20 protein-coding genes and 1 riboswitch are annotated in these 21,936 nt (G+C 69.9%); of the genes, 12 read left to right on the top strand and 8 right to left on the bottom strand.

The window, feature by feature from the left end:
- Positions 1-636: 636 nt before the first annotated feature.
- A complete protein-coding gene (locus CFN17_RS12060; protein ID WP_208747935.1) occupies positions 637-1,668 on the bottom strand; it encodes a TerC family protein in 1,032 nt (343 codons plus the stop codon).
- A gap of 315 nt (positions 1,669-1,983) precedes the next feature.
- A riboswitch (Fluoride riboswitch) is annotated at positions 1,984-2,072 on the top strand.
- Between the two features lie 204 nt (positions 2,073-2,276).
- On the opposite strand from CFN17_RS12060, the gene CFN17_RS12055 reads away from it, so the two are divergent.
- From CFN17_RS12055 to CFN17_RS12035, 5 genes are read left to right on the top strand one after another with little or no spacing between them, the layout of a single operon-like run.
- Positions 2,277-2,828: a universal stress protein gene (locus CFN17_RS12055; protein ID WP_208747934.1), complete on the top strand. Its 552-nt coding sequence runs from the start codon at positions 2,277-2,279 to the stop codon at positions 2,826-2,828.
- Positions 2,828-3,406 carry a CrcB family protein gene (locus CFN17_RS12050; protein ID WP_208747933.1) on the top strand — a complete coding sequence of 193 codons (579 nt, stop codon included), beginning with the start codon at positions 2,828-2,830 and terminating at the stop codon, positions 3,404-3,406. The genes CFN17_RS12055 and CFN17_RS12050 overlap by 1 nt, the downstream gene beginning before the upstream one ends.
- Positions 3,407-3,411: 5 nt before the next feature.
- Positions 3,412-3,780, top strand: coding sequence for a fluoride efflux transporter CrcB (crcB, locus tag CFN17_RS12045; RefSeq protein WP_208751467.1), 369 nt, complete (start codon positions 3,412-3,414; stop codon positions 3,778-3,780).
- 41 nt (positions 3,781-3,821) lie between these two features.
- Positions 3,822-5,063, top strand: coding sequence for an MFS transporter (locus CFN17_RS12040; protein ID WP_208747932.1), 1,242 nt, complete (start codon positions 3,822-3,824; stop codon positions 5,061-5,063).
- Positions 5,064-5,115: 52 nt separating this feature from the next.
- Positions 5,116-5,526 (top strand): hypothetical protein, encoded by a 411-nt coding sequence (locus tag CFN17_RS12035; protein ID WP_208747931.1) that lies wholly within the window; start codon positions 5,116-5,118, stop codon positions 5,524-5,526.
- 47 nt (positions 5,527-5,573) lie between these two features.
- Here the strand turns inward: CFN17_RS12035 and CFN17_RS12030 are convergent, their stop codons facing one another.
- Positions 5,574-6,512 (bottom strand): LysR family transcriptional regulator, encoded by a 939-nt coding sequence (locus tag CFN17_RS12030; RefSeq protein ID WP_208747930.1) that lies wholly within the window; start codon positions 6,510-6,512, stop codon positions 5,574-5,576.
- A 241-nt stretch (positions 6,513-6,753) separates the two neighbouring features.
- On the opposite strand from CFN17_RS12030, the gene CFN17_RS12025 reads away from it, so the two are divergent.
- The 5 genes from CFN17_RS12025 (at position 6,754) to CFN17_RS12005 (ending at position 11,170) form a co-directional block, all read left to right on the top strand.
- Complete coding sequence (locus CFN17_RS12025) at positions 6,754-7,872, top strand: PrpF domain-containing protein (RefSeq protein ID WP_208747929.1); 1,119 nt, start codon at positions 6,754-6,756, stop codon at positions 7,870-7,872.
- A gap of 29 nt (positions 7,873-7,901) precedes the next feature.
- Entirely contained in the window at positions 7,902-9,353 is a 1,452-nt protein-coding gene (locus CFN17_RS12020; protein ID WP_208747928.1) for an SLC13 family permease, read from the top strand.
- Between the two features lie 501 nt (positions 9,354-9,854).
- The gene (locus CFN17_RS12015) at positions 9,855-10,349 is read left to right on the top strand and encodes an FBP domain-containing protein (protein ID WP_208747927.1); all 495 of its coding nucleotides are present in this window, start codon (positions 9,855-9,857) and stop codon (positions 10,347-10,349) included.
- A 159-nt stretch (positions 10,350-10,508) separates the two neighbouring features.
- Positions 10,509-10,775, top strand: a complete 267-nt coding sequence (locus CFN17_RS12010; RefSeq protein WP_208747926.1) for a type II toxin-antitoxin system Phd/YefM family antitoxin — start codon at positions 10,509-10,511, stop codon at positions 10,773-10,775.
- Positions 10,776-10,783: 8 nt separating this feature from the next.
- Positions 10,784-11,170: a PIN domain-containing protein gene (locus CFN17_RS12005; protein WP_261792180.1), complete on the top strand. Its 387-nt coding sequence runs from the start codon at positions 10,784-10,786 to the stop codon at positions 11,168-11,170.
- A gap of 6 nt (positions 11,171-11,176) precedes the next feature.
- On the opposite strand, the gene CFN17_RS12000 is transcribed toward CFN17_RS12005, so the two are convergent.
- Complete coding sequence (locus CFN17_RS12000) at positions 11,177-11,674, bottom strand: hypothetical protein (protein WP_261792179.1); 498 nt, start codon at positions 11,672-11,674, stop codon at positions 11,177-11,179.
- A gap of 266 nt (positions 11,675-11,940) precedes the next feature.
- A complete protein-coding gene (locus tag CFN17_RS11995; RefSeq protein WP_208747924.1) occupies positions 11,941-12,117 on the bottom strand; it encodes a hypothetical protein in 177 nt (58 codons plus the stop codon).
- Between the two features lie 249 nt (positions 12,118-12,366).
- On the opposite strand from CFN17_RS11995, the gene CFN17_RS11990 reads away from it, so the two are divergent.
- Positions 12,367-14,238: a BTAD domain-containing putative transcriptional regulator gene (locus CFN17_RS11990; protein WP_208747923.1), complete on the top strand. Its 1,872-nt coding sequence runs from the start codon at positions 12,367-12,369 to the stop codon at positions 14,236-14,238.
- 89 nt (positions 14,239-14,327) lie between these two features.
- A complete protein-coding gene (locus CFN17_RS11985) occupies positions 14,328-14,510 on the top strand; it encodes a PspC domain-containing protein (RefSeq protein ID WP_208747922.1) in 183 nt (60 codons plus the stop codon).
- A gap of 210 nt (positions 14,511-14,720) precedes the next feature.
- Here CFN17_RS11985 and atzF read toward each other — a convergent pair whose 3' ends face one another.
- The 4 genes from atzF to CFN17_RS11965 are packed head-to-tail and all read right to left on the bottom strand — an operon-like array spanning position 14,721 to position 21,890.
- A complete protein-coding gene (gene atzF, locus CFN17_RS11980; protein ID WP_208747921.1) occupies positions 14,721-16,577 on the bottom strand; it encodes an allophanate hydrolase in 1,857 nt (618 codons plus the stop codon).
- The gene (gene uca, locus CFN17_RS11975; RefSeq protein ID WP_222612630.1) at positions 16,574-20,338 is read right to left on the bottom strand and encodes an urea carboxylase; all 3,765 of its coding nucleotides are present in this window, start codon (positions 20,336-20,338) and stop codon (positions 16,574-16,576) included. The genes atzF and uca overlap by 4 nt, the downstream gene beginning before the upstream one ends.
- Complete coding sequence (locus CFN17_RS11970; protein ID WP_208747920.1) at positions 20,335-21,012, bottom strand: urea amidolyase associated protein UAAP2; 678 nt, start codon at positions 21,010-21,012, stop codon at positions 20,335-20,337. Before CFN17_RS11970 ends, uca begins: the two co-directional genes overlap by 4 nt.
- Complete coding sequence (locus tag CFN17_RS11965) at positions 21,009-21,890, bottom strand: urea amidolyase associated protein UAAP1 (RefSeq protein ID WP_208747919.1); 882 nt, start codon at positions 21,888-21,890, stop codon at positions 21,009-21,011. The genes CFN17_RS11970 and CFN17_RS11965 overlap by 4 nt, the downstream gene beginning before the upstream one ends.
- Between the last annotated feature and the right edge of the window lie 46 nt (positions 21,891-21,936).

The following is a 21,936-nucleotide window of genomic DNA, read 5'->3' as shown; positions in this document are numbered from 1 at the left end:
CACGCCGCCAGCGTTCATCCTGAGCCAGGATCAAACTCTCCGTTGAAAAATAACAGACACAACCAGGCACCACGGGAAAACGCGGAACCAGGCTGCACAAAATTTGAAACCAGCTGAAAAACCAGACCCGACACGGGGTGACGGGCCCGGCAAAACAACCAATCCATAATAAATTGGTATCAACAAACTTGGCACACTATTGAGTTCTCAAACAACAGACACACCCGGCACCACCACAACCAGACCCACAGGCCCTACAGTCGCGGATCGCTCCGGAGCAACTTTTCAAACTTACCCGATCCCGGAAGTCTTTGCAAATTCGCATTTCTGCGATTTACATTCTTCCGAGGTGGTCCCCGCCCTTATTCAGCACACAAAATGTGTGCCATTTTCCAGGCTGTTTGGAAGGGGGTCGGTCGCTTTCTTTCCGCATCAGCGGCGGCGACTCGAATTACTTTACACGCCGGATGGACCCGGCACAAATCGGTCTTCAGTCGAGCCGCTTGGCGTCATTTTCCGCGGATCCGCGCGGAAACCGGCCAGCGCGGCCGCCCCGAAGGGCGGCCAGGCCGGCGTCGGACTTTTATGGAGTGGATCACAGCCGCGGCCACCAGCAAGCGCGCGGAACGATGCCGGTCACATGGGTTTGCGCGCCTCCCGGGGGCGCCGCCGCCAGACCGGCTCCAGCTCGGCCATTTCCGCGGCGGTGGCCACCCCGAACGGTGAGTCCACCGACCCCACGGGAGCCCTGCGCTCCTGGCCGCGGGTGGCCCAAAGGCTCGCACCGATGGACATGCCCAGGATCGTGGCGATGACGCCCAGGGACAGCGGGGTAGGTATGTAGAAGATGTCGGTCTTCAGGAGCATCTTGATGCCCACCCAGATCAGGACGAGCGCGAGTCCGATCTTGAGGTAGATGAACCGGTGGATGAGATCGGCGAGCAGGAAGTACATCGCCCGGAGCCCCAGGATCGCGAAGGCGTTGGCCGTGAAGACCAGAAATACCTCGTCGGTGACGGCGAAGATTGCCGGGATCGAGTCCACGGCGAAGATGATGTCCGTGACCTCGACCAGAACCAGCACGGCCAGCAGCGGGGTGGCCAGCACCATACCGTTCTTCCGGATCAGGAACTTCTGCCCGTGGAACCGGTCCGTCATGGGCACGTGCCGGCGGAAGAGCCTCAGCACCCGCGATTTTTGGGGCTCGGGATGGTCGTTGCGATGGCGGATCATCCGGTAGCCAGTAAAGATCAGGAACGCCGCGAAGAGGTAGAGCACCCACCCGGCGCTGGCGATGATCGCGGAACCCGCGGCAATGAACAGGCCGCGGAGGACCAGGGCGCCCAGGACACCGAAGAACAGCACCCGGTGCTGGTACTCGCGCGGCACAGCGAAGTACGTAAAGATGATCGCCCAAATGAAGACGTTGTCCACCGCCAGGGATTTTTCGATCAGGTACCCCGCGAAGTACTGCTGGCCGGATTCGGCCCCGTACAGCTGCCAGACCAGCACTCCGAAGCCGACGCCGACCGCGACCCAGGCGCTGGACCACAGCGCTGCTTCGCGGACGCCAATCACGTGGGCTTTGCGGTGCGCGACCAAGTCCACTGCCAGCATGAGGACAATCACGGCGAAAACGGCCAACCAGGCCCAAAGGGGAACATTCATCGAGGAGCACCTGCTTCCAGTCAGTCATCACCAACCGGAGGTCTCTCCCGGCCCCGCGGGCCCGCCCCGCCGGGCCGCTCAGGGGCGACCGTACTGACGACGGAACATTCGGGGGATACTCCCCTCCACTCACCCAGTGAAACACGCTTCAGCGCTGACGACAACGGCGGGCATGTCCTCTGGCATCGTGACCGGACGACGCCGGCGGGTTTAGCCTAGTTGTAACGGTGATGGATCCCGCCGGGACCGGTTGACGTGCCGGTCCGAACCGGAGCGCGTCACAGGGTGGCGGGCACCGGCGTCGTGCCTGTAGTCTCTGATCACGGCGATGGATCCCGCCGGAACAGCCCGCATCACGGTGCGCGGCGTTCGAACCGCCTCCGGCTGATGGTTCCTACCTTTGCTGACGAAGGTAGGTGAACCATGCCCCCACGTGACACATCCCCCTCCGCGACGGCCGCCGTCGCTTCCTGTCCGGCTTGTCTTGCCCGGTTTGGCGTCCGACGCCGTCTGCGCCTTCGCGTTCTCCCGCACCCGGGAGCCCTCCCGCGGTATCCCCGGGCATGCGGTGATACTTTCGTCGCAGACCGATCCCCACAGGAGCGCCCATGAATGAGCCTGCGAAGGACACCCGGCCCGGCGCCGGGGCCGCCGCCTACGTCCCGCGAAAGATCACCGGGCCCGTGCTGATGGGCGTGGTGCCCGGGCAGCCGCTGGCCGTCGCACACCGCGCCGCGGAACTGGCCCACAGCCTGAACGTAAAGCTGATCTGCGCCTACGTCGACGTCACCACCTACCTCGCCGAAGAGCCCGACGGACGGACCGAAGCCCGGCCCATCGACCCGGACGGCGTCGACGACGACATCGAGGGCATCAGTGCCGGCATCGCCGAACGCCTGCAGGAAGCCTTGGGCGGAAGCGGTGTCCCGTGGTCGTTCGTCACCCTGGCCGGGGAGCCGGCGCGGGCGCTGGGGCGGCTGGCCGAGTCCACGGACGCGTCCGTCATTGTGGTCGGCACCCGCGAGCGCGGGTTCGGGGCCCGGTTCGAGGAACTGCTGGTGGGGTCCGTGGCGGTGCACCTCACCCACCGCCAGCACCGGCCTGTGCTGGTGGTTCCGCTCGCCCCGCAGCCCAAGCACCGTCCGAAGGAGGGCCACTGATGGAGCCGCCCACCCCCGAGACGGCAACCCCGGCGGCTGCTTCCGGGGCGTCCGCGCCCGGGAGCGCGGACCGGCCCCCGGCGGACCCGGACGCGGGGACGCTCGGTGCGGCGCGAGCCCACCGTCCCGTGCACCTGCACCCCGGGTTCGTGCTGGTGGTGATCGCCGGCGGCGTGCTCGGCGCCCTGGCCCGGTACGGTCTGAGCACGGTCCTGCCCGCCCCCGGCGGCTGGCCGCTGCCCACCCTGATCATCAACCTGGCCGGAGCGTTCCTGCTCGGGGCCCTGCTGGAGGGTCTGGTCCGCCGCGGACCCGACGCCGGCCGGCTCAGGGTCATCCGGCTGCTCGCCGGGACGGGGTTCATGGGCGCCTTCACCACCTACAGCACCCTGGCGGTGGAAACGAACCTCCTGCTCGGCGCCGGGCGGACCACTGATGCGCTGCTCTATGTCGCGGCCACCCTGGTCGGCGGCGCGATCGCGACGGTGGCCGGGATCCGGATCGCCGCCGGACACCACACCAAGGTGACCGGCCGGGGTCGGGATGCGGCTCCCCATGGTCAGGAGGGCAACCGGTGAACGTACTGACCATTCTCCTGCTCGGGCTCGCCGGCGGGCTCGGCGCCGGCACCCGGTTCGTCGTCGACGGCCTGGTCCGGTCCAGGCTCCGCACGGCCCTGCCCGTGGGCACCATCGCCATCAACGTCACCGGGTCCTTCCTCCTGGGCCTGGTCGCCGGGGCGGTGATCGTGCACGCCGCCCCGGCCGAGCTTCAGCTGATCGCGGGCACCGGGTTCCTCGGCGGCTACACCACGTTCAGCACGGCCAGCTTCGAGACCGTCCGGCTCATCCAGTCCCGCCGCACCGGACTGGCCCTGCTGAACGGGATCGGCACCGCCGTCGCCGCCGTCGCCGCAGCAGCCGCAGGCCTCGCCGTGGCGGGCCTCCTGTGAGCCGGGACAACATGAGTCAGGCCAAGGTGCGCCCAGCCAAGGTGAGCCGGACAAACCGGCTCGGCCCCATGGGATTCGTCCTGGGCTTCGGCATCGTCAGCATGCTCGCCGACGTCGTCTACGAAGGTGCCCGCTCCATCACCGGACCGTTCCTGGCCACCCTCGGCGCGTCCGCGGTGATGGTCGGCTTTATCACCGGGTTCGGGGAGGCCGTGGCCCTGGTCCTCCGGCTGGCCGCCGGCCCCCTGGCCGACAGGACCCGCAAATACTGGCCCCTGACCATCGCCGGCTACGCCATGACCGTGATCGCCGTGCCGCTCATGGCCCTGGCTGGCTCCCTGTGGCAGGCGTCGGTGCTGGTCATCACGGAACGGTTCGGCAAAGCCGTCCGCACCCCGGCCCGGGACACCATGCTCTCGCACGCCGGGGCGGACATGGGCCGCGGGAAGGCCTTCGCCATCCACGAGGCCCTCGACCAGTCCGGCGCGCTCCTCGGCCCGCTGCTCGTCGGCCTGATGGTAGCCATTTCCGGTTTCCAGCTCGGCTTTGGCGTCCTGGCCATCCCGGGCGCGGTGGCGCTCGTCGCCGTCGTCCTGCTCCGCCGGGCGGCCCCCGACCCCGCCCGTTATGACCAGCATTTCGTCAGGGAGAACGACGGCGGACCCGCCGGCGGGACTGTCAGCGCACCTGCCGCCGCCCCCGCGAAGGCCCGGGTCCGGGTCCCGTTGCCGGCGCGGTTCTGGTGGTACAGCGCGTTCACCGCCGTATCGATGTTCGGGTTCTCCACCTTCGGGGTCATCTCGTACCACCTAGAAGTCCAACAGGTGTTGCCCTCGGCGCTGATCCCTGTCACCTACGCTGTTTCCATGGGCGCGGCCGCGCTGGCGGCCCTGGCGTCCGGGACCCTCTATGACCGGGTGGGGCTGCGCGGCCTGCTCATCGCCCTGCCCCTGACCGCGGCCGTGCCGTTCCTGTCCTTCAGCAGCAGCCCGGCCCTGGTCTGGGCCGGCGCCGTCGTCTGGGGCGCGGCCCTGGGCATCCACGAATCCACGCTCCGAGCGGCCGTCGCGGACCTCGTCCCGGCCGCCACGCGGGGAACCGGCTACGGCATCTTTACCGCCATCTACGGCGTGGCCTGGCTGGCGGGATCCACCATCATCGGAGCCCTCTACTCGGCCTCCCCCACCGGCCTCATCGTCTTCACCGTCGGCACCCAGCTCGCGGCCCTGATCATCTTCATTCCGCTGCTCAAACGGGCTACGCGGCCGGAGCTGGGCGCCTAGCCGAACGGCCGGGCCACTGCATTTTCATTCGGGAGAGCGTTACGCTGGCGCCGTGAAGACAAGGTTGCTGCCGCTGCTGTTGACGACGCTTCCAGCGTTTGTGCTCACCGCGTCCGGCTGTACCCCGGCCCCGCTGGTTTGCCCCGCCGAAGGATTCGTCAACCTGGACCCTGTGCGGCTCGACCTCTCGGCCCTGCCCGCCGTCACATCTGTGTCCGCCTGCTTCGGACCCGGAGACCGCTGCACTCCGGTGCCGCTTACCCGTGACAGCTCGGGCCGGTGGATGGTTCCGCAAACACCTCCGTTCGTCCAGCCCGACAACGCCCCGGTCCCGCTCCCCCGGATCCGCGTCGTCGTCAAGTCCGACCACGACATTTCCGACCGGCTGTACGGCATCGAACATACGCCGCCCCGCGGAGGCTGCGACAACACCTACGATCTCGTCCCTGTGAAGGTCCTCTGATCGTTCCCGCCCGCCAGCTGCTGGGGAGCACGGACTCGGGCCGGTCTTTACAAGTAATCTCCGGCGCGTTCGCGGGCGATCTCGAGCAAGGTGGAGTGGAACGCGACCTCCGCCGGGGCGTAGACCTTGTCCTGGCGTTGGGCCAACAGCACGCGCCGCTTCGGTGCGGCAGAGCCGAGGCTGATGACCCTGACGTCGGGGTGTTGCAGGGCGACGGCGGTCTTCGGCACCATGGCCACACCCATGCCGACGCTCACCATCGCCTGGGCTTCCTGGTAGTCGTTGGCCAGGAAGCCGATCGTCGGCTCGAACCCGGCTTCATGGGCGGAGCGCTGCAGTACCTCGACGACGGGGTGGGCTTCGGCCCGCACTATCCAGGATTCCTTGCGGAGCTCTTCCATCCGGATCTCGTCGCGGTCGGCTAGCGGGTGTGCGCGGGATACCAGGAGGACCGTGCTTTCCTGGAAGACTTCCGTGATCCGGATGGAGTCGTCCTGAAAGCGGTTCCACGGGTAGTCCCACAGCAGGCACAGGCCGGTCACTCCGGACTGCAGGTCCGTCACGAGGTCATCGAACCGTGCGCTGCGCAGGGAGAGTCCTATGGCCGGGTACCTCTTTTTGAACGCCCGGATGACGATCGGCAGGAACGAGCCCGCGAGAGTGGGAAAGGTCCCTACCGTCAGTGAGCCGCGTTTGAGACCGGCGATCTGGTCGAGGTCGGACTGGGCGGCCCGCATCTGCGCGACAATCTTCCGGGCGTGACCGGCGAGCAGCTGGCCCGCCTCGGTGGGCACCACCCCGCGGGAGCGGCGGTTGAGGAGCGGCTGCCCGACTTCCTGTTCAAGCTTTCGGAGCTGCTGCGAGACGGCGGAGGGTGTGTACATCATCAGCTCGGCGGCGGCGGTGATCGAACCCTGCTCGACGACCTCCACCAGCAGCGCCAGACGCCGGATGTCGAATAATTCCTGGCCCGCATCGTTAAGCATCGCTTCACCCTTCTGTCGGCTTGGTTAATTCTATGCATTCGCCGCTCACGTTGCGGCATGAAGCGGGTCATTCTCCCCGCCGCCCGGTTGAAACAGTGGTGCGGACGGCCCTCAAAAACAGTGAATGAAGCAACACTACAGCCCGCATCAGAAATCCAACCTTGTCTTCATTTGTGATCTGAATCAATCTCGAATCAAGCCCGTGAAGGCATCCGGGCAGTCGAGAAGCAAGGAACTGACCATGAAAATCGAAGCGGAGTGGATGCGCGGGGGCACCAGCAAATGCTGGGTCTTCGAAACGGGGCAACTGAGCGAGACCGGAACCAGCCCGGATGAGCTGCTGCCCCGGCTGTTCGGCAGTCCCGACCACCGGCAGATTGACGGTGTTGGCGGCGCAACCTCAACGACCAGCAAGGCGATGATCCTTCACCGGCCGGCCGGCCGGGACGTCGACGTCGAGTTCACCTTCGCCCAGGTGGGCATTGAAGAGGCCGCCGTGGACTGGGGCAGCAACTGCGGCAACTGCTCGGCGGTGGTCGGCCTGTACGCGATCGAAAAGGGCTGGGTGGAGCCGACCGGCGACGTCACTCGGATCGTCACCCGGAACACCAACACCGGCCAGATCATCATCCAGCGGGTGTCGACGCCGTCCGGCGCGCTGCCGATCGTCCCGCAGGCGCAGATGCCGGGCGTGCCGTTCCCGGGATACCGGGTGGGGCTCGGCTTCCAGGACCCCGCCGGCAAAACCACCGGCGCGTTGCTTCCCACCGGATCAGCCTCGGATTTGATCGTTGCCGGCGGAACGCGCTGGACTGTTTCCATGGTCGACGCCGGAGCGCCGGTAGTCATTCTCCGGGCCGAGGACCTTGGCCTTGACCCGCAGCGCTACGACAGCTGGCTCGCCGGCGTCGAATTGCAGCTGGACACCCTGGACCACGTCCGCCGCCAGGCGGCTGTGCGCATGGGGCTCGCAGCGACCACCGGCGACGCGGCCCGCGCAGTCCCTAAGGTCGCGATCGTGGGCGCACCGGCCCGGTCCGGCCCGGAAAGCGACGTCAGCGTCATGATGCTCTCGATGGGCAAGCCCCACCCTGCCTTGGCCATCACCGGAAGCATCGCACTGACTCTTGCCGCCCGCACCCCGGGCACCGTACTGAACGACATCACGGGCGACACCGTTCGATCCACCCTGCGGCTGCGCACACCGGCCGGAGTCATCGAAACCTGGAGCGAGGAACGGGACGGCTCGCTGATCGTCGGCGTGGACCGAACCGCCCGCACGATCGCCACCACCACCATCCACCTCCCCGAGGCCCTCGGCAACGCCGCTGACGCCTCACTTGCCAGCGCCACCAACTGACCAGCGCTACTCAATGAGGAGAAAGCACCATGACTAACATCGCAGAAAAGCCTGCAGAACAGACTGCACCCAGCACTACCCGCGACGCGTCCTCCGGCGGTCCCCGCCGCCGCCGTCGTATCCTGCTGGTGACGGTAGCCGCCATCACGATCCTTGGCCTGGTCGCCCTCCTTTTCGGAGGTGCCCTCTTCAACCCAGCGGCCGCCTCGGAATCGGAGCCGACCATGACCGCCACGCAGATCATCCCGCTCGTCATCCTGGTCGTGATGTTCGTCGTCGCCACGAAATGGCCGCTCAACATCGGCATCATGGGGCTGGTTGCGTCCTTCGGCGTCGGCTACTTCATCCTCGGCATGACCGACAAGCAAATCCTTGAGGAGTTCCCGGCCAGCATCGTCGTGACGATCATCGGTGTCACCTACTTCTTCAGCATGGCCCAACGAAACGGGACCATCGACATCATCGTCCAGACCTGCGTGCGCCTGGTCAGGGGCAAAACGATGCTCCTGCCCTGGGTGTTCTTCCTCATGGCGGCGGCGCTGACGTCCTTGGGCACCTTCTCCCCCGCCGCCGTCGCACTGCTCGCACCCGCCGCCCTCGGACTCGCCTACGAGTCGCGCATCCACCCGGTCCTCATGGGCGCCTTCGTCATCAACGGGGCCCACGCCGGAGGTTTTTCGCCGCTGTCCGTCGCCGGCGTGCTGGTGCACGACATCGCCCTGAAAAACGGATTCCCCATCTCCCAGGGTGCCCTGTTCACGGCCAGCTTCGCCCTCAACCTCATCCTGTCGGCCGTGACCATCGTGGTCTTCGCCCTCCTGGGCAAGCTGCGTGACCATCACGCCAACGCGTACGCCGGCCTGGAAACCACCCGCGCCGGACGCCCCAAAGGCCAGCAGATCGTCACGCTGGCGCTGATCCTGGTGATCCTTGTGTGCACCCTGGCCTTCCATCTGCCCATCGGATTCGTTGCCCTCTCGGCCGGCCTGATCCTGGCATTCGTCAACATCAAGGAACACAAAACGTTCATCGGCGGCGTTTCCTGGTCCACCGTCCTGCTGGTGGCCGGCATGATCACCTACGTCTCCCTGCTCCAGCACGTCGGCGTCATTGACACCCTCGCCGAGCAGGCCCTCGCGCTGGGTGCGCCGCTGCTGATCGCCCTCGTCCTCTGCTACGTCATCGGTGTCGGCTCCGCCTTCGCATCCTCCACCGCACTGCTGACGGCGTTCATCCCCTTGGCGGGCCCGCTGCTGGCCACCAGTTCGCTGAGCGCCTCCGGCACGGTCGCTGCCCTGGCCATCGCGGCCACCGTTGTGGACGTCTCGCCCTTCTCCACCGACGGCGCGCTGGTGGTCGCGAACGCCCGGGAAAACGACCGCCAACGCGTCTACCGCCAGCTCATGATGTACGCCGGTGGAGTCGTTCTCGCAGCCCCCGCCCTGGCCTGGGCCCTGCTCGTGCCCACCGGCATCATGTAACCCGCACCCCGAGACCGCCGGCACCACGTCCGGCACGCGCACCGAACAACCCTGCACTCCAACGCAACAGGAAGCCCGACAGACGGGCGCAGGGAATGCGACGTACGCACCAAAGGCAGGACGGCTCCCGCAGCCGTCCTGCCTTTGGCGTGCCGCGGCCGGCGTGCCGCGGCCGGACGTTGCAGGATGCGTCCGGATTTGCGAGGATGACCGACGTTGGAATTTTTCGGAATCGGGAGAATGAGCATGCGCGCCGTATCGGCAAGTGCAGCCATGGTCAGCGAGGTGGCCGCTGTGGCCTGCTGTGCGACCCCGTCCCCATCAGTCCGGTCCGGCACCTCCGCGGAGCGCTAGCCTCCCCTCTTCCATGTGCCCTCTCCCATCTGCCTGTGCCTTCGACGTGTCCTAATGCCGGTTGCCGGATGGGGTGGAACCGGCTGATTCGCAGCAGTCAGGCCCCGGCACCGGGGCAACCGCAAACCTTCCGAAAGTGGCTTCACCATGCAGAAAATCACTGCCCAGCAGATCCGGTCATCATTTATCAACGCCAGCCGCTCCGAGGCGGCCAAGCTCAACCTGCCCCAGAACTTCGACACCCTCGATTGGGACAACCTGGATTTTCTCGGGTGGCGGGACCAAAAGATGCCGCTGCGCGGCTATCTCATCTTTCCCGACGGCGGCAGCCTCACCGGCGTCCTGCTCCGGGCGCCTGAGGGCGGGGCCAAGAAGAACCGCTCGGTGCTGTGCGAAATCTGCCGTGACGTGTTCTCCAAAGAGGATGTCCTCTTGTGGGTGGCCCGGCGGGCCGGCGCGTCCGGGCGCAACGGCAACACGGTGGGGACCCTCATCTGCGCGGAGTTCCTCTGCTCCGGCAACGTCCGGGTCGAACCGCCGGCGAACGAGATCAATCCGGACCCCTCCGAGGTGGTGAAGCGCCAGATCACCGGCCTGCAATCGCGCACCCGGCTGTTCCTGGAGCGGGTCCGCGGCCGCTAAGCCCGGCGGCACGGCCGAAAAATGGGATGAGGACCGGCACCTGGGTGCCGGTCCTCATCCACGTTTCCTGCGCAGCCGATGGGTTGCCGCTGTGCAGGCTGCCGCGGTCGCCCCTTTCCTGCCGACCGGGCCGTTGCTACGATTGCTACGGAGGCTGGCATGACAACGATTCCGCACCGCGAACTGCGCAACCAGAGCAGCAGGATTCTTGAGCGCGTGAAAAACGGGGAAACCATTGAGGTGACAAACAACGGGGAAGTCGCCGCTGTTCTCATCCCCCCGTCCTCCTCGCCGTTCGAGCGGCTGCTTCTGGCGGGGCAGATCCGGCCGGCCTCCCCCGGTGCCGTTGACTTTCAGTCCCTGGCGCGGATCAGGTCGGCGGACACGACGGCGGACATCCTGGCCGCCGTTCGCGGGGACCGTTGATCCTCTACGTGGACACGTCGGCGGTCCTCAAACTCGTGGTGGAGGAAGCCGAATCGGCGGCCCTTGCCGAGTACCTGACGGCCGCCGTCGCTGGCGGCGACAAGCTGACAGCCTCCATGCTCCTGCACACCGAGCTGCACTGCGCCGCCCACCGGCGGGGACTTCCCGGCGGGCTCGTCAATGCCGTCCTGGCTGGGATCAACCTGGCCGACGTGGCGCGCCCGGACCTGCTGTATGCGGCCGCGTTGCCTGGCCGGTTGCGCAGCGCCGATGCCATTCACCTGGCCACCGCGATCCGGCTGCAGGCCGATGTCCTGGTTGCCTACGACGCCGAACTGCTTGCCGCGGCCGTCGACGCGGGCCTCACCGTCCTGTCCCCCGGCAACGCGGGCTGACTCCGGTCACCGCCCCGGGAGGCCCTCCACAAACGGCACCTGGGTCGCGTACTGCTGGTAGAGCTTGACCGCCTCGTCGATGTCGATATGGCCGAAGCTCAACGCAACCTGCAACCCTTCCAACTGGGCGCTGGAGGTCTCGGCGGCGCTCACCCGGTCCGCCAGCGAATGGGACGTGGCGAAATTCGTGGCCAGCGCCGCGGCAATGGAACAGATCACCGCGAGCAGGCACAGCACCCGCCACACAATCGAGTCGTCGCTGAGGTTGAAGACGTCGGCCACCGCGCTGGTGAATCCCGTGCCGCCGACGGCGGGGCCGGCCGTGAGCGCGGCGGCGAGCGCGCTGCCCACGATGCTGATGTTGGCCAGCCGGGTGCGCCGGGGCCGTTCCTTGCCGAGGTAGGACCGGATGGCCTGCTGCTTCTCGTCGATGCGGGAGGACAGCCGTTGCCGGGGGTCGGATGATTCGTCCATGGTCTGGTACCAGCTTCCCTCGCCGATCATGTCCGCACGCTTGGGACTAAGACCCCGGCATCCTCCGGCGTCCCCGGCCTCCGCCTGCCGGGGCCGGAGCTCCCCCGCCAGCCCGAACGCGCACACGTTTAGGATGCTCCCGCGCCGCTGCGGGTGTCCAGACGCGCCGGCAGCGACGTCCAGGTAACCGGACGACGGCGTGCGGGACCCCCGCTTCCGGTGCCGGAAGCGGGGGTCAGGGCCCAGTCAGGGCAGCGCGGTCAGGGCGGCAGTCAGGGCAGGGCGGTCAGGCGCGGTCAGCGCCGGGCCGGTCCGGGGGTCGCGTACGGTTCGCTGGGCAGGTTCCCCGCCATCCAGGGCCGGATGGACCGGACCGGCGGGGTGTGGCCCCGCCCGTCACGGACGACGGCGACGAGGGTGGCGGTGACAGCGTAGACCACGAGTCCTGCGAGCAGGAGAAGAAGGAATTCCATTGTGAAGAGCACCTCGGGCGAATGATGGGATGTTGTTGCTGTGGAAGATGGAGCGGGCGGTTCGGGCCGGATTCCGGGTGGCCGGTGCGGATGCGGTTCGGGTTTCCGGTTCGAGTCTCCCCTTCCTCGGGAGGGGGACATGTCCAGTTTCTGTGGCCACCGTGTGAGCCGCCGTGTGAGAGTTTTCCGCCCGGTTCAGGCCGCCACCGGCCCCTCTCCGCGCCCCCGTTTGCGGCGTAGCATGACGGTATGGCCGAGACATGGATCCGGCTCCTCGGTCCGCCCCGGATCGAGTCCACTGGCACCGCACCCCGGCAGCCGCGCGGCCGCAAGGCGTGGGCTGTGCTGGCCTACCTCGTGCTGCAGCCCGGCGGCACCGGCCGGGCCCGCACGGCGGCCCTGCTGTTTCCCGACGCCGACGATCCCCTCGGCGCGCTGCGCTGGAACCTCTCCGAGCTGCGCCGGACCCTCGGCGCGGACTCGGTCGGCGGCGACCCGCTGCGGCTCGTGCTCCCGGCCGGGTGGACCTGCGATGCGATCGCGGCCCTGGCTCCCGCCGCCGGCACCGGCACCCGCGCCGTCGACCCCCGCACCTTCGACGGCCAGCTCCTGGAGGGACTCGCCTTCCCGGACTGCCCCGTGTTCGAGGCCTGGCTGGAGGACCAGCGGCACCGGCTCGAGAACTCCGTCCTGACACTTCTCTACGAGGCCTCGCTCGCCGCGCTGGCGGCCGGAAAGGCGGACGACGCCGCCGACCTCGCCACCCGCGCGCTGCACCTGGACCCCTTCAACGCCGACTGCCACGCCGTCCTGATCAAGGCCCTGAAGTCCCTGGGCGAGTACCGGCGCGCGCGGGAGCAGGCCGAGAAATGCCGCGAGCTCTACCGCCGTGAGCTCGGGCTCGGCCTGCCCGCCGAGGTGCGGCGGGCACTCTCCGACGCGCCGCCCGCGGCCGGCCCCGGGCCAGGGGCCGGGTCAGGCCCCGGGCCGGCCAGTGCGGCCGCCGTGCGGTCCTACCTCGACGCCGCGGAGGCGTCACTCTCGGCCGGCTCGGTGGAGCGCGGGCTGGAGCAGCTGCGGCTCGCGGCCGGGCTCGCGCAGCGCACCGGCGACCACCATCTGCTCGCCGAGTCCCTGGTGACCCTGTCCGGGGCGCTGATCCATCAGGCCGGCGGCCGGGGTGCCGAGGTGGCCGACCTGCTCCACCGGGCGCTGAAGTCGGAGGGCCTGGACCCCGGGTCGTTGCGGCTGGACGCGGGGAACCGGGACCGGCCGGCGTCGCGGGTGGCCGCGGCCGCGTACCGGGAGCTGGGGTACCTGTCCGTGCAGCGGGGCATCCCGGACCGCGCGGCCGGCTGGCTCGAACAGGCCGCCCGGGCGGCGGACGGGTTCGACGACGAACGGTCCAGGATCCTGGCCATCCGGGGCATGGCGGCCTCGGACACCGCCCACTACGGCGAGGCGCTGACCGCCCTGGCCGAATCCTGCCGGCTCGCCGCCGCGGCGGGCAGCCGCCGCCAGCTGGCGTTCGGCACGGCCCTGGCCGGCCGGGTGCACCTGCTGCGCGGAGACCTGGAGCCGGCGGCCGAGGCCCTGGACCGGGCACAGGAGCTGATCGCGGCCGAGCACTGGACGGCGTTCGAGCCCTTCGTCGCCGGGCTCCGCGGCGAGACGTTCCTCGCCGCCGGCCGGCTGGAGGACGCGGATGCCCTGATCGACCGGTCATGGGTGATGGCCGACGTCGCCGGCGACCACTGCTACCTCACCCTGGCCGCCGGGGCGAAGGCCCGGCTCAGCGTGGCCCGGAACGACCCCGCCGCGGCCGAGGCGTGGCTCAAACGCGGGCTCGACACCACGCCCTGGTATCTCTGGTACCGGGCGCGGCTGTTGGACACCGCCGCGGAGGTCGCGATCGACGCCGGCTCCCCCGCCGCCGCGGACTACGCCGCCCGGCTCGGCACGATGGCCGGCCGCGGCGCCCTGCGCGAGCTCCTGGTCCGGGCGCACTCGCACCGGGCCGTCCTGGGCGACACCGCCGCGGCGGAGACAATTCCGTGGCTGGCGAAGGACATCGACAACCCGGCACTCAACTCCTACCTGGCGCGGCGCGGGCAGCTGTGACGAGCGGGCGCGGCGCCGGGCTCGGGCGCCGTGCCACGGGGACAGAATTTGCTGCTGACGGGACCGGCCCCCGGTGCTAGGGTGGCGAAATGGCAGCAACCCTGGTTCGTCCCCGGCGCGGAAAAATGTTCGCCGGGGTGTGCGCCGCCCTGGCCGACCGCTTCGAGGTCCCGCGGGTGTTCGTCCGCCTCGGATTCATGTTCTTCGGCCTGTTCGGCGTGGGCGTAGTCGCCTATCTCGCGCTGTGGATCATCATCCCCGAGGGCGACTAGCCGGCCGCGGCCGCCGGCCTAACGGCGGGTGGCAGCATGCGGCGTCGCCCGGCAACAGCCAGAGGTACTGCAGGCCCGCCTCGCCGGTCACCACCGGCAACGATTCACCCGCGGGGCACGGCGCCGCAGACGTGAACATGGACCACCACTTCTTCAGGTTGAGCATGTCCGTTCCTTTCGATCGTTCCCCCTGCGGCGACGGGTGCGCCGCTACGGACGCCTGATACCGGGCTGCAGCCCTCGCGTGAGGCCGACCAGGAGCGCGTCGGCCAGGCTTGTCCGGGATCCCCGGCCGCCCACGGCAGCGGGCGCAGCCAGCCAGTCGCGGTACTCGGTGATGTCCGTCCCGGTCGCCGCGGCAACGGCGTCGCAGGCAAAGCCGACCGCGCTGGAGCCGTCGTTTAGGCGCACGGATCCCAGCAGCATCGGCTCGGGCAACGCCGCGAGGAACTTTCCCAGCGCCGCTTCCGAGAGAAGCCACCGCTCGGCCACCAGTTCGGCGCCGTCGTCCGAGCGGTATACCCCCGGCTTGGGCGGCTGGGTGTCCAGCGAGACCATCCGGTAGCGGGGCGCCGTGCGCACGGGCCCGTCCCAGAAGGCACCCAGCGTTTCGAGCTGGTGGGCCAGCGGCTGGCCCTTGCGGTGGGCCCCCACCACTACCAGGGGCACGCAGGACGCTCCGGCGCGGACCGGCCACGGCTCCCCCGCCGGCCGCTGCCGTGCCGGGGCGGCTCCGGCCGCGAACAGCACCGGCGGCACGGCCGGGGTTTCGATCCTGCGGGCGATGTCCGCCACCACCGCGTCGTCGAACGTGCGCCCCACGACGGTGAGCCCGAACTGGGCTCCGTCCACCTCTCCCGCCGGCACGGCCACAGCGGAGAGGTCGAACAGGTTGCAGAAGTTCGTATACGTGCCCATCCGCGAGTTCACGCCCACGGGGTCGGCAGCGACCTCTTCCAGGCCCGGGTGGAACGGCGCGGTGGGCACCACCAGGGCGTCGAACCCGTCCAGGCGTTCCATGGCCTGCCGCTTGAGGCCCTCCAGCCGCCCGGTGTCCGCAACATACTGGTGCGCGGGCACCTGGCCGGCAGCCCTGACGATCCCGGCGACGGTCGGGTCCAGCCCCGCAGGATTCCCGGCAGGATTCCCTGCACCCTCCGACGACGCCGCGTCGACGAAGGCGCCGACGGCGGCGTACCGCTCGGCAACCAGTCCGCCGTCGTACAGCAGGCGCGCGGCCTCCAGGAACACGTCGAACCCGATCGGCTCGGCCTCCACGCCGGCGGCCTGGAGCCTGGCGATCTGCCGGCCGAACTCGGCAGCCCAGGCCGGCGGGAGTTCCGGCAGGCTGGATGGGTAAGCGACGCGGGGCCGGGCGGGTGCGGCCAGCCGGGCGTCGGCGGGCCACGGGCGGGCCCCGCCGGCCATGGCGCCCATGGCGAGCTCGGCCGTGCCGAGGTCCCGCGCGAAAATGGTCACCGCGTCCCAGGAGCGGCACGCCGGGACTACCCCGGCGGTGGACACGACGTTCAGCGTGGCCTTGATGCCGACAATTCCCTGAAGCCCGGCGGGGACGCGGCCGGATCCGGCGGTGTCCGTGCCGATGGCGATGTCGGCCAGCCCCAGGGCTACGGCCACCGCGGAGCCGGAGCTGGAACCGCCGGAGATGAACTCCGGGCGGCGCGCGTCGCGGACGACGCCGTGCGGGCTGCGGGTTCCCACCAGGCCGGTGGCGAACTGGTCCAGGTTGGTGGCCCCCAGAACCACCGCGCCGGCGGCCCGCAGCCGGGCCACCGCCTCGGCGTCGTGCTCCGGCGTGTAGGCATAGCCGGGGCACGCCGCCGTGGTGTCGATCCCTGCCACGTCCACGTTGTTCTTCACGGCGAGCAGGAGCCCGGCCAGGGGCAGGTCTCCGCCCGCGGCCACCGCTTGGTCAACGGCGGCCGCGTCGGCCAGCAGCGCGTCCGCGGCCCGGACGGTGATCCAGATTTCGGGCCGGCCCGCAGCCTCGATGGCGGCCAGCGCCGCCCGCACGCGCGCCGCCGCGCCGGCATTCGCTGATTTCATGCTGCCGCACCGTCCAGTTCCTTGGTCTCGGGTTGTCCGTCGAATTCGTCCGTAGGCGGGCCGAGGACCACCAGCGCCTCGCCGCCCACCACCTGCGACCCGGCCACGGGCAGCACCTGCTGCACCACGCCGTCGAACGGGGCGGCCAGCACGGTTTCCATCTTCATCGCCTCCAGGGAGACGAGTGGCTGGCCCTTCACCACCTCGTCGCCCGGGGCGACGTCCACCTTCCAGACGCTGGCGGCGAAGGGGGCGGCCACCAGGGTGGCGCCGTCGGGCACCACGAGCTCGTCGGCGTCGGGCACGACGGCGGCCGCGGCGTCGGCGCGGTCGAACTCGCCGGCGTCGGCCCAGGCCTGCCGTTCGACGGCGAACGCCGCCGCCTGCTGCTCGCGGAACGCCGCGATGGACCCGCTGTTCCGGGCCAGGAAGTCCTCGTGGTCGGCGAGCGAGAAGGTCCCGTCCTCGATCTCGACGCCGCGCCCCCGGCCCGCTGCCATGTCCGCCCGGAGGTCCAGCAGCTCGTCGGGGCTGACCGGGTACCAGGAGATGCGGTCGAAGAAGCGCAGGAGCCAGGGCGATCCGGGTTCGAACGGCGCGGAGTCCGCGTAGCGCGACCACACCTGGGTGGTCCGGCCCACGAACTGGTAGCCGCCGGGTCCTTCCATGCCGTAGATGCACATGTAGGCTCCGCCGATTCCGACGGCGTTTTCCGGCGTCCAGGTCCGGGCCGGGTTGTACTTGGTGGTGACCAGCCGGTGGCGGGGATCCAGGGGTGTGGCCACCGGGGCGCCCAGGTACACGTCGCCGAGTCCCAGGACCAGGTATTCGGCGTTGAAGACCGTGTCGAAGACATCGTTTACGGACTCCAGGCCGTTGATGCGCCGGATGAATTCGATGTTCCACGGGCACCAGGGGGCGTCGTCCCGGACACCGGCCATGTACCGCTGGATGGCCTCGCGGGTGGCCGGATCATCCCAGGACAGCGGCAGCCGGACCGTGCGGCTGGGCACCACGAGCTCCGAGCTGGCCGGCAGGGCGGCTTCGATCTCCTGCACCAGGCCCAGGAGTCGGGGGACGGTGAGCACAGCCGGGTCGATCTTGATCTGCAGCGACCGGATCCCCGGGGTGAGGTCGGCAATCCCCGGCATGCGGAGTTCCTGCAGGTGCTGGTGCAGGGCGTGCACGCGGGCCCGCAGGCTGAGGTCCAGGACCATGGCGCCGTACTCCACCAGCAGGTTGTCATCGCCGGAGCGGCGGTAGGTGACCGCGGGCCGTCCGGGGCCTTCCGGCACCCGGCCCAGCACGCCGTCGTCGCCGTCGCCGCGCCGGACTCCGCCGGCAGTGTTCGCGCCGCCGGCGGAATTGGCGGTTCCTCCGGTCCGGGACCAGCCGGCATCCCCCGGCAGCACCAGCTGCCGTCCGGGTCCGAGGTCCGTGGCCGACGGCGCCCGGCCGGCTTCCACGGGCACGAACCGGACGGTGTCGCCGGGACGGAGCTGCCCCAGCTTCCAGCGGTCGGCCGTCACCACCGTCACGGGGCAGACGAAGCCGCCCAGGCTGGGACCGTCCGGGCCGAGCAGGATCGGGGTGTCGCCGGTGAAGTCCAGGGCACCCACCGAATAGGCGGTGTCGTGAATGTTGGACGGGTGCAGTCCGGCCTCGCCGCCGTCGGTGCGGGCCCAGCGCGGTTTGGGGCCGATGAGGCGGACCCCGGTGCGGGCGGAGTTGAAGTGCACCTCGTAGCTGGCGGCGTAGAGCTCCTCGATGTCCTCGCGCCGGAAGAATTCGGGGGCGCCGTGCGGGCCCTCCACCACGGTCAGCTCCCACGCGGAGGTCAGGACCGGCCTGCTGTCCAGTGGAACGGCACCGGCAGGGCCGGGAAGCTGCGGCGTCGACCCGGTGTCCGGGGCGGCGGCCCGCAGCACGTCTCCGGCCCGGAGCACCCGGCCGCCGTGGCCGCCGAACTGGCCCAGGGTGAAGGTGGACGCGCTGCCCAGGTACTGCGGAATGTCGAGCCCGCCCTGGAACAGGATGTAGCCGCGGAGGCCGGCCCCTTCGGCGGTGCCGACGTCGAGCGTGCCGCCCGCGGGTACGGTCACCGGTTCCCAGGCCGGCACGTCGGCGCCGTCGATGGTGAGCGTGGTGGGGGCGCCGGCCACGCACACGGTGGTGGCATGAGTGAAGTGCAGGCTGGGCCCGGTCATGGTGAACTCGAGCCCGGGCGCGCCTTCGTCGTTGCCCAGGGCCTGGTTGCCCAGGCGGAAGGAGAGGTCATCCATCGGGCCGCTCGGCGGCACGCCGACCTGCCACAGGCCGGCCCGGCCGGGCCAGTCCTGGACCGAGGTCTGCAGCCCGGGACGCTCCACGGTGATCCGGGGCTCCGGATCGCCGAGGTCGTTCAGGGTGCCGGTGGAGTGGGCGGCATCGCGGACCACGTCCAAAGCGGTAACGGCCCGGAGCATCCCGAGGTTGGTTTCGATGCCGTCGATCCGGGTGGTCTTCAGGGCGGTGCCGAGCCGGTCGAAGGCCTGGCCGCGGTCCGTGCCGGTGGTGATGATCTTGGCCAGCAGGGGGTCGTAGTTGGTGGACACCTCGCTGCCGGTTTCCACCCAGGCATCCACGCGGGCGGCGTCGGTTCCGGGGTAGGCGGCGTTGGTGACGGTGCCCGAGCTCGGCTGGAAGTTGCGGGCCGGGTCCTCGGCGTACAGGCGGGCCTCGACGGCGTGGCCGGAGACGGGGATGCCGTCCGGGCGTCCGGCCAGCACGCCGGCGGCCTCGGTGCCGCCCTGGGCCAGCCGGAGCATCCACTCGACGAGGTCCACGCCCGTGACGGCTTCGGTGACGGGGTGCTCCACCTGGAGCCGGGCGTTGACCTCCAGGAAGGACGCTTCCTGGCGGGCGGGGTCGTAGACGAACTCGACGGTTCCGGCCGAGCGATAGTTCAGGGACGCGCACAGCGCCCGCGAACTGCGGTGCAGTTCATCCCGGAGCGCCGCGGGCAAGTCCGGGGCGGGCGCTTCCTCCAGCACTTTCTGGTGCCGGCGCTGCAGCGAGCAGTCACGGTCGCCGAGGCTCACTACCCGGCCTTCGCCGTCGCCGAAGATCTGCACTTCCACGTGCCGAGCGTGTTCGACATAGCGCTCGGCGAAAACGCCGGCGGTGCTGAAGCTCGCACCGGCGAGGCGCGCCACCCGCTCGTAACCGCCGGTGAGTTCGTCCTCGGTGCGGCACACGGTCATCCCGATGCCGCCGCCGCCGCCGGTGGCCTTCAGCATGAGCGGGAACCCGATGTCCCGGGCGGCCAGCACGGCGGCGTCGGCGTCCGGCAGCAGGCCGGATCCGGCGATCATGGGCACGCCCGCGGCCTGCGCGGCGTCCCGGGCGGTGTGCTTGGTGCCGAAGATCCGGAGCTGGTCCGGGGTGGGGCCCACGAAAACCAGTCCGGCGGCCTCCACGGCCTCGGCGAAGCCTGCGTCTTCGGAGAGGAAGCCGTAGCCGGGGTGGATGGCGCCGGCTCCGGTGGCGGCGGCCGCCGCCAGCAGGGCATCGACCCGCAGGTAGGAGTCCTTGGCCGGGGCAGGACCCAGCAGCACGGCCTCATCGGCCAGTTTGACGTGGCGGGCGCCGCGGTCGGCCTCGGAGAACACGGCCACGGTCCGCAGGCCGATCTTCCGCGCGGTGTCGATGATGCGGCAGGCGATTTCGCCGCGGTTGGCGACGAGCAGGGTGTCGAACAGTGGCGTGTCGATGCGGTTCACTGGGCGGCCTCCGGGCGGGTGACGATCATGCGGACGGGCGTGGGGTTGAACCCGTTGCAGGGGTTGTTGATCTGCGGGCAGTTGGAGACCAGCACCAGGGTGTCCACCTCGGCCCGGAGCGCCACCCGCTTGCCGGGGGCGGAGAGGCCGTCGACAATGCCGAGAGCGCCGTCCGGGTCGACCGGAACGTTCATGAACCAGTTGATGTTGGAGACGAGGTCGCGCTTGCCGAGCCCCCAGCGGGATCCCTCGATCAGGAAGTTCTCCACGCAGGCGTGCTGTTCGCGGGTGTGCTGGCCGTAGCGCAGGGTGTTGGATTCCTGCGAGCAGGCCCCGCCGATGGTGTCGTGCACGCCCACCTCGTCCGCCACCACGGTCATCAGCGGCACGCCGGCGTCGGACCGGAGCACGGACCCGGTGGTCAGCACGATCGAGCGCTGCCCGGCGATGGTGACAGCGGCGGAGTAGCGCACGTCGGTGTCGTCGGCGGCGTAGAGCAGGCAGTCCACCGCCTGGTTGCCTTCCAGGTCCACGATGGTCAGGACGTCACCGGCGGCGACGACGGCGGACCAGGGTCCGCGCGCCTGGACGTATTCATCGAGGACGACGGCGCCGGCGGCGAGCGCTGTGTCGCTCGCGCTGGCAGGTGTGCGGGTTTCGGTGGTGGAGGTCATCGTGCGTTCCTTGCGGTGAGGTCGTGTTCGGTGTTGTTCAGTGCCTGCCGGTGTTCAGGGGTCAGGGGCCCGGTCACGGTCCCCTCCTCCAGCCGGCGAAGTTCCCCGGGCGCGTGCCAGGCGACGACGTCGACGGCGGTTCCGGTGAAGTCCGGTCGCGGGTCCAGCGGGTGGGCGGTGTTCGCCAGGAGCACCACGGTGTCCATCTGGAGCAGGATCTCGACGGCGGCACCGGCGCCGGCGCTGCCGGTGAAGCGGATGCCGCCGTCCGGGTAAACCGTGATCCCTTTGAACAGGGAGAGCGACGGCGCCACGTCCCGGGCGCCGAGTCCCTGCTTCAGGGCGGCCAGGGTCAGCAGTTCGCGCCCGGCGGGCGAGCTGCTGTGGGCGGATCCGGCGCCGTAGCGGGCGGTGTTTCCGGCCAGCGTGGTGGTGCCGGTCAGGGCGTCGTGGCGTGCGGACGTGTCGGCCACGATCGTGGCCATCAACCGGCCGGCGTCGGACAGCAGCGGGTGTCCCGTGGTGGGGTAGGCCTGCCACGGGACCTTGACGGTGTCCGCCACGTTGAGCCGTTCGTGCAGCATCCCGGTGCGGTAGAGCAGCACGTGGACGCACGCGTCGCCGTCGGTGTCGGTGAGGCGGAGCCGGGTGCCCCGGGCCAGGGGCAGGGCGGTGTAGCGGCCGAAGGCGACGGATTCGGCCCAGGTCAGGCGGTCCCCGGCGACGGCCAGGCTGGCGGTGAGCCGTGCCGGGGCGGAGGAGGCGGGGACGTGGCGCATGGTGTCCGCGGTGCGGCCGTGCTGCTCCCGGGCGTGCGCCCGGGCCCCTGCTGTAGTGGACGTGGCGGTGGTGGCTGGTGTTTCGGTGGTCTGTGTCATGTCAATCCTGGAGTGGGCGGCGGAAGCGGCGTCGGTCAGAGGGCAG

This window comes from Arthrobacter sp. PM3 (assembly GCF_003352915.1).
In the GTDB taxonomy this organism is placed as follows: Bacteria; Actinomycetota; Actinomycetes; order Actinomycetales; family Micrococcaceae; genus Arthrobacter.
The sequence above is the reverse complement of the archived record's forward strand: the minus strand, read 5'-3'. Positions and strand labels throughout refer to the sequence as shown.

Coding starts and splice junctions, on each gene's coding strand:
- CFN17_RS12060 (WP_208747935.1), bottom strand. CDS start 1,668: ATGAATGTTCCCCTTTGGGCCTGGTTGGCCGTTTTCGCCGTGATTGTC.
- CFN17_RS12055 (WP_208747934.1), top strand. CDS start 2,277: ATGAATGAGCCTGCGAAGGACACCCGGCCCGGCGCCGGGGCCGCCGCC.
- CFN17_RS12050 (WP_208747933.1), top strand. CDS start 2,828: ATGGAGCCGCCCACCCCCGAGACGGCAACCCCGGCGGCTGCTTCCGGG.
- CFN17_RS12030 (WP_208747930.1), bottom strand. CDS start 6,512: ATGCTTAACGATGCGGGCCAGGAATTATTCGACATCCGGCGTCTGGCG.
- CFN17_RS12025 (WP_208747929.1), top strand. CDS start 6,754: ATGAAAATCGAAGCGGAGTGGATGCGCGGGGGCACCAGCAAATGCTGG.
- CFN17_RS12020 (WP_208747928.1), top strand. CDS start 7,902: ATGACTAACATCGCAGAAAAGCCTGCAGAACAGACTGCACCCAGCACT.
- CFN17_RS12015 (WP_208747927.1), top strand. CDS start 9,855: ATGCAGAAAATCACTGCCCAGCAGATCCGGTCATCATTTATCAACGCC.
- CFN17_RS12010 (WP_208747926.1), top strand. CDS start 10,509: ATGACAACGATTCCGCACCGCGAACTGCGCAACCAGAGCAGCAGGATT.
- CFN17_RS12000 (WP_261792179.1), bottom strand. CDS start 11,674: ATGATCGGCGAGGGAAGCTGGTACCAGACCATGGACGAATCATCCGAC.
- CFN17_RS11995 (WP_208747924.1), bottom strand. CDS start 12,117: ATGGAATTCCTTCTTCTCCTGCTCGCAGGACTCGTGGTCTACGCTGTC.
- CFN17_RS11990 (WP_208747923.1), top strand. CDS start 12,367: ATGGCCGAGACATGGATCCGGCTCCTCGGTCCGCCCCGGATCGAGTCC.
- CFN17_RS11985 (WP_208747922.1), top strand. CDS start 14,328: ATGGCAGCAACCCTGGTTCGTCCCCGGCGCGGAAAAATGTTCGCCGGG.
- atzF (WP_208747921.1), bottom strand. CDS start 16,577: ATGAAATCAGCGAATGCCGGCGCGGCGGCGCGCGTGCGGGCGGCGCTG.
- CFN17_RS11970 (WP_208747920.1), bottom strand. CDS start 21,012: ATGACCTCCACCACCGAAACCCGCACACCTGCCAGCGCGAGCGACACA.
- CFN17_RS11965 (WP_208747919.1), bottom strand. CDS start 21,890: ATGACACAGACCACCGAAACACCAGCCACCACCGCCACGTCCACTACA.